The sequence below is a fragment of the Spirillospora sp. NPDC049024 genome, assembly GCF_040649235.1.
Lineage (GTDB): Bacteria > Actinomycetota > Actinomycetes > Streptosporangiales > Streptosporangiaceae > Spirillospora.
The window spans coordinates 1-6682 of sequence record NZ_JBEZFD010000053.1 but is presented as its reverse complement, the minus strand read 5'-3'; the positions used below and the strand labels follow the sequence as shown (position 1 = coordinate 6682).

Annotated in this window: 5 protein-coding genes; 4 read left to right on the top strand and 1 reads right to left on the bottom strand. The window is 74.4% G+C overall.

What is annotated here, in order from left to right; genetic code table 11:
* Nucleotides 1–97: 97 nt before the first annotated feature.
* Nucleotides 98–1102, bottom strand: a complete 1005-nt coding sequence (gap, locus tag AB0C21_RS43210) for a type I glyceraldehyde-3-phosphate dehydrogenase (RefSeq protein WP_500212322.1) — start codon at nucleotides 1100–1102, stop codon at nucleotides 98–100.
* A gap of 223 nt (nucleotides 1103–1325) precedes the next feature.
* On the opposite strand from gap, the gene AB0C21_RS43205 reads away from it, so the two are divergent.
* The 4 genes from AB0C21_RS43205 to AB0C21_RS43190 all read left to right on the top strand — a co-directional run bounded on the left by AB0C21_RS43205 (nucleotide 1326) and on the right by AB0C21_RS43190 (nucleotide 6479).
* Entirely contained in the window at nucleotides 1326–2057 is a 732-nt protein-coding gene (locus AB0C21_RS43205; RefSeq protein ID WP_500212321.1) for a hypothetical protein, read from the top strand.
* Nucleotides 2054–3343, top strand: a complete 1290-nt coding sequence (locus AB0C21_RS43200; RefSeq protein ID WP_500212319.1) for a hypothetical protein — start codon at nucleotides 2054–2056, stop codon at nucleotides 3341–3343. Before AB0C21_RS43205 ends, AB0C21_RS43200 begins: the two co-directional genes overlap by 4 nt.
* Nucleotides 3333–4541 carry a hypothetical protein gene (locus tag AB0C21_RS43195; RefSeq protein WP_500212317.1) on the top strand — a complete coding sequence of 403 codons (1209 nt, stop codon included), beginning with the start codon at nucleotides 3333–3335 and terminating at the stop codon, nucleotides 4539–4541. Before AB0C21_RS43200 ends, AB0C21_RS43195 begins: the two co-directional genes overlap by 11 nt.
* 75 nt (nucleotides 4542–4616) lie before the next feature.
* On the top strand, nucleotides 4617–6479 hold the full coding sequence (locus tag AB0C21_RS43190) for a heparinase II/III domain-containing protein (protein WP_500212316.1): 1863 nt from the start codon (nucleotides 4617–4619) through the stop codon (nucleotides 6477–6479).
* The last annotated feature ends 203 nt before the right edge of the window (nucleotides 6480–6682 follow it).

Here is a 6682-nt window from a genome sequence, read left to right as displayed (position 1 = left end):
GCCCACGTGGCGTTCTGTGCCTCCGTCGCGATGCGCTTTCGGTGCAGCACCACGGCGAGGACGCCGCCGACAGCGGCCACGGCGGTGGCGGCTTCGGTTACAGCTGCGAGCCGACGAGCTTGACGAGGTCGACGAGGCGGTTGGAGTAGCCCCACTCGTTGTCGTACCAGCCGACGACCTTCACCTGGTCGCCGATGACCTTGGTCAGGCCGGAGTCGAAGATGCAGGACGCCGGGTCGGTGACGATGTCGCTGGAGACGATCGGGTCCTCGGTGTAGGTGAGGTAGCCCTTCAGCGGGCCCTCGGCGGCGGCCTTGAACGCCTCGTTGACCTCCTCGACCGTCACCTCGCGGGAGAGTTCGGCGGTGAGGTCGGTGGCCGAGCCGGTCGGCACGGGGACGCGCAGGGCGTAGCCGTCGAGCTTGCCCTTCAGCTCCGGCAGCACCAGGCCGATCGCCTTGGCGGCGCCGGTGGAGGTGGGCACCACGTTCAGCGCGGCGGCGCGGGCGCGGCGCAGGTCCTTGTGCGGGGCGTCCTGCAGGTTCTGGTCCTGCGTGTAGGCGTGGATCGTCGTCATCAGGCCCTTCTCGATGACGAAGCTGTCGTGCAGCACCTTGGCCAGCGGGGCCAGGCAGTTGGTGGTGCAGGACGCGTTGGAGATCACCGTGTGGTTCGCCGGGTCGTACTTGTCCTCGTTGACGCCGAGGACGACGGTGAGGTCCTCGTTCTTGGCCGGCGCCGAGATGATCACCTTCTTGGCGCCGTTGTCGGCGTGGACCCGGGCCTTGTTCGCGTCGGTGAAGAAGCCGGTGGACTCCACGACGATGTCGGCGCCGACCTCGCTCCACTTGAGGTTCGCGGGGTCGCGCTCCTCGAAGGCCTTGATGGCCGTGCCGCCCACGACGATCTCGTTCTCGGTGGCGCGCACGTCCTCGGGGAAGCGGCCGAGGATGCTGTCGTACTTCAGCAACTGGGCGAGGGTGGCGTTGTCCGTCAGGTCGTTGACCGCCACGACCTCGATGTCGGCCCCGGACGCCTTCACCGCGCGGTAGAAGTTGCGGCCGATCCGGCCGAACCCGTTGATGCCTACTCGGATGGTCACGGAACGGCTCTCCTCGTACGTCGTATCGCCCGGTGCCAGCCGGGCTGTTACCTACGGTCGATCCGGGGTTGATCCCCACCTCAGACCCTATCCAATGACCCGCGGGTAGCCGGACACCGGTTTCGTGGGATTCACGGGTGAGCCCGGCTTCCCCCGGTCGGGGGATCGTCCGCCCCGGTTCCGCTTTCCTCGCACCGCACGATCATCACTACACTCCGGGGCCATGTGGCGAGGGCGGTCGGTTCTCATGGCGGGGCTGGTGGGGGCCGTCCTGCTCGCCCGCCCGGCCGGTGCGGCACCCCCGCCGGCACGCGCCGAACCGGCGGGCCGCGCCGACGCCATCGCCGCCGCGCTCCGGCGCGATCCCGTGTACGTCACCGACCACGCGCCCCGCGTGCTGCCCCCCGACGCCGCCGCCCGGATCAGGGCGTCCGTCGCCCGGCTCGGCGCACCCGCGTACGTGGCGGTGACGCCGACCGTGGGCATCGGCCAGGAGAACCCCGCAGACTCACTCGCGGCGCTGCTCCGCGACCGCCTGCGCAAGGACGGGATCTACATCGTGGTCGCCCCGTCCGGCGGCGACGGAGAGGCCCGGCAGTTCGGCGGCGCCCGCCGCCTGCCGCTGGAGGACGCCTGGCAGGCGGCGGACTTCGAGACCGCCTACGACGCGACCGCGCCGGACGTGATCGCGCGGTTCGTGGACATCGCCCTGTCGGGACACGCGAGGGAGCGCCGCGACCACCCGCGTCCGGCGCCGAAGTCGAAGGTCCGCGAAGCGCTGGACGCCGACGACGCGGCGGACCGGCGCGCGGCCCGCGTCGAGTGGAGCGTGTTCGGCGGCGCCGCCGCGCTGAGCGGGGGATCGATCCTCGGGCTGCTGGTCCGCCGCCGCGTGCTGCGCTCCAGGCGGCCGAAGAGGCCGCCGAGGAAGAACACCGCGAAGGCGCGCCGATGAGGCGGGTCCCGGCGGTGCTCGCCGCCCTCGCACTCGTTTTCACAGCGCTCGCGGCGCGGCCGGGTACCGCCGCCGCGGACGGACCGCCCCCGCACGCCTATCACCGGCTCGACCGGGTGGGCGCCGCGCTCGCCAGGGATCCGCTCTTCGTCGACCCCGACGTCGCGCAGGCGCTCGGCGAGGCCGACCGCGCCCGGCTCCGCGCGGCCATCGGCACGACGGCGAGGCGGCTCGGCACACCGGCGTACGTGGTGGTGATCCCGAACCCGAGCGAGTCGGAGGCGCAGGGCCGCGACGACGCGTTCCTGTTCATGCTGCACGAGCGGTCGCGGCGCGACGGCCTCTACGTGATGGCCGATGCGCACGGCCAACTGGAGTCCGAGGCGTTCAACGTGCCGCGCCGGGGCCCCTCCACGCTGGACGAGGAGCCGGGAGACACGGTGCCCCGCGACCACGAGCGCCCCTTCGCCGGGCTCGCCGACCGGATCGCCCGGCGGCTGGACGGCTACGCGGCGGCGCCCTCGGCGTCCCCCACCCTCCCGACGCTGTACTCCAGCCCGGACCCGTTCGGGCAGGAGAACGCGCTCACGCCCGCCGAGCCCGAGATCAAGGCTCCGCTGCTGACCGGCCTCCTGCTGGCGGGGCCGGCGGGCGCCGCCGTGCTGTACTGGCTGGGCCTCGGCGTCCTGGCGCTGCGCCGGGGCGGGCGGTCGCGCTCCCCCGTGCGGCGGAAGGCCGGACGGCGGGCCCCGGCGCGCACCGAACCGAGCGCGCGCTGGCTCCGCCGCCACGGGGCGAGGGACCTCGGGGCGCTTCGCCGCCTGCTCACCACGACCGGCGCCGACCGGGGACGCCCCTACGCCGTCTCCGCCTACGACGCCGCCCAGATCCTCTACGACGACGCCAAGGACGACGAGTCCAAGGCGATCGATCTGGTCGGCGCGATCGTCCTGGCCCGCCAGGGGCGCGTCGCCCTCACCCGTGACGCCGAGTCCCCGCCGCCCCCGTGCCTGGTGAACCCGCTGCACGGCGGGTCGGTCGTGCGCAGGCGCGTCCCGAAGCTGGACACGAGGGACGGCGCCCTGCCCAAGCAGCTCCCGCTCTGCGAGGACTGCGGGCGGCTCGCCGAGCGGGGCGGCCTGGACGAGCGGCGCCTCCTGCGGATCCCGGGGCCGGACGGGCGCCGTCCGCACACCCTCGTCCCGGGCGTGTGGCGCGACACGGCGTGGGGCGCCCGCGGCAAGACCTTCCTCCCCCGTGTGATGAGGTACCTCGGTGTCGACTGAACCGTCCCCCGGCGAACGGCTGGCCGCCGCCCTGCGGCGCTCCCCGATCTACGCCGACCCCTCCCTGGCGTCCGCGCTGCCCCCGGCGGAGCGTCGCGCGCTCATCGCCAAGTTCCGCAAGGCGCCCGCGCCGGTCTACGTCGTGCTGGTGCCCCTGGTCAAGGGCGGCACGTGGACGGACGCCGAGCAGCTCGCGACCGTCGTCCACGACCGCCTCGGCCGCGACGGGATCTTCATCACCCTCGACGACGACAGCGGGGACCTGAAGGCGCGCGAATGGGGCGGCGACCACCGGGCCGACCGCGCCGCCTGGGCGGTCGCGCTGGACCGCGCCATGGACGACGCGCCGCTCGCCGCCCGGCTGTCCCGCATCGCCGACCTCATCGTCTCCGGCACCGGCCAGCAGGAGTACGACCGGGTCTCCGCCGAGATCGACAAGCGCTACAACGCCCGGCACGGCACCCCGCGGCCCGAGGGCGGCGGGGACGGGGGCGGGCTCGCGCTGCCCGTCGGAGCGGGCGCGGCGGGCGTCGCCGTGGCCGGCGTCGCCGGGTTCCTGCTGTGGCGGCGCAGGCGGATGGCCTCCGTCCGCCGCGAGGGCGAGGGCCTGCTGATGCCCCGGACGGTGTTCGCCACGGCGAACCGCGCCACCGAGGACCAGCTCCGCGAGCAGGCGTCCCGCGAGGTCATCGCGTTCGGGGAGCTGCTGGACGAGAGCACCGTCCCGACCTCGGGCGAGCGGGCCCGCGCGCTGATGGCCCGCGCCCTGGACGCCTACCAGGCCGCCGGGAAGACCCTGGACGCGGCGCGGGGCATCCCCGACCTGGCGGGCGTCCTGGTCCTGCTCGACCAGGGCCACGACGCCCTGGCCTCCGCGCAGGCCGTCGCGAAGGGGCGTCCCGAGGTCCCCCCGGTCCCGCTGTGCTTCTTCAACCCGCTCCACGGCGACGCCACAAGCGACCTCGACTGGCGCCCCCTCGGCTCCCGCAAGCGGCTGAGCGTCCGCACGTGCCGCCCCTGCGCCCGCGCAGCCCGCGAGAAGCGCCCCCCAGAGGTCCTCACCGACACCCGCGACGGCCGGGAGGTCCCCTACTACGAGGCCGACCCGTCCGGGAGCGTCTGGGCCGAGACCGGCTACGGCCAGCTCCGCGACGACCTCGTCCAGCGCGTGCTGCGCGGCGACAACGCCCCGCGCTGACCCGTCGCCCAATGTTTACCGGCCCTTCACCGGCGGCGGACCGCCGCAAGGGCGCGTCACGTGTGTGGTTGGACTGTGGTCCATCGGCCTTCCAGAAGAGCCCGCGGCGCGTCCGGCGCCGCGCTGCTGCTGTCCTTGGCGACCGGCTGCCAAGGCGCCGCCTCGCCGCCGGCGCCCGTCGTGCCGGTGAAGGCCCGCGCCGCGGCGCCCAAGGCCGTATGCCTCGGCTACAACGGCCTCGACAGGCTGAACCCCGCGGCGCAGGTGCGCGCGGGCCGGTTCGCCGCGCCGGGCAGCGCCCCCGTCCGCGTCGCCCGCGGAACGCACGTGGACTGGGGCCTCGACCCGTACGGCGACCGGTCGTGGCAGCTCTGGTTCCACTCGCTCGAATGGCTCGGCGGCCTCGTCAGGCAGTACGAGCGGACGGGAGACCGCGCCGCGCTGGACACGGCCGCGAGCATCGCGCAGGACTGGCTCGCAGGCAACACCGACCCCGAGCGGTTCGACGCGCACCGGCGCGAGGCGGTCGCCGAGGCCGCCAAGTTCCGCCTCGCCACCCTCGTCTGCCTCCGCCGGCACCTGCCCGGGCGGTGGCTGGACGAGGCGATCGCCGACCACGCGGGGTGGCTGGCCCGCCCCGAGCACTACTCGGGCCCCTGGAACCACGGCACCGACGAGTCGATGGCGCTCATGACGGCGGGCTGCGGCATCGGGCGGGAGGACCTCGCCCGGCTCGGCTACCGGCGCCTGCTCGACGCGAGCCTCGCCCCGCCCGGTGACGCGCGCCCGGCCATCGACGAGGAGGGCGCCGGAAACGAGCAGTCCGCGCACTACGCCGTCTACAACCGGGCCCGGTGGAGCCTCGCGTTCCGGGTGGTGCGCGCGTGCCGCCGCTCCGTCCCCACCGAACTCGCCCGCCGCCTCCGGCTGCTGGACGAGTTCATCGCGTTCCAGATCACGCCCGGCGGGGACCTGCTCCAGATCGGCGAGTCGTACGCGGCCAGGGCGTCCGGGATCGACTCCCCCGGAGCGGGCCCGATCAGGTACATGGCCACGCGGGGCGCGGAGGGCGCCCCGCCCGAGGAGCGGGCGCGGGTCTACCGCGCCGGGTACGTCATGGGCCGGTCCGGCTGGGGACGGGAGGGCCGCGCGTTCACCGAGGAGATGTCCTACACCGCGCGCTTCGGCCCGGGCCGCTACGCGCACGGGCAGAACGACCACATGGCGCTGACCTTCCACGCGCTCGGCCGGGACGTCCTCGTTCCGAGCGGCCACATCGGCTACAGCGCGCCGTCCTGGCGGAGATGGCTGGCCTCACCGGAGGCGCAGAACACGCTCGTGGTGCGGGGCGTCCCGTTCCGCGACAGCGCACCGACGGCCCTGGTCGCGCACGCCTTCCGGCGCGGCGCCGACACGTTCCGGTTCTCCGACACCGCCTTCGCCGGCACGACCCGGACCCGCTCGGTGCTGGCCGCGTCCGACCCCGACGCCCTCGTGGTGCTGGACGAGGTGCGCTCCGCCGTCCCCCACCCGGTAGACCAACTGTGGCACCTGCCACCGGCGTTCACCGCCACCCCGCTAGGAACCGGCGCCGTAGCCACCGCCGGCAACGTCCGCGTCCACTTCATGCGACTCCCCCTCCCCGGCACGACCCGAGGAGAGACCAAAATCGTCCGAGGCGCCCTCGACCCGCCACAGGGCTGGATCGCCCCTGCCGCCCGCAAACGCTCCCCCGCCCCAGTGGTGTCCTTCACCACCCGCACCGGCACCCCACCAGCCCGCATCCTGACCCTGATAGCCCCCGTCCAAGGCCAGGAACCCCCAAAACTCCAGACCAGAACACTCCCAGACGGCACCCTCCACGTAGAGGCGACGTTCCCAGCCCACACCCTGACCTTCGAAGCGTCCCCAGACGGCACCCTCCACCGCCTCCCCTGAGCAGCCCCACACCCACGCTCTAGAACGCGCCACGTTGCGACGCTCCAGGACGGGCCACGCCATAAGACTCTTGGAGCGGACCTGCGCCGGGGCGCGGGTCGGGCGGCCGGAAGGCGCGCAAAAAGCCGGGCGGCCCCCCCCCCCCCCCCGCCCGGCGCGCGCCCCCCCCCCCCCCAAAAACCCCCCCGCCCCCACCAAACCAA

Excerpts from the sequence above, each read along its gene's own strand:
- AB0C21_RS43205 (WP_500212321.1), top strand. The coding sequence starts at position 1,326 with ATGTGGCGAGGGCGGTCGGTTCTCATGGCGGGGCTGGTGGGGGCCGTC.
- AB0C21_RS43200 (WP_500212319.1), top strand. The coding sequence starts at position 2,054 with ATGAGGCGGGTCCCGGCGGTGCTCGCCGCCCTCGCACTCGTTTTCACA.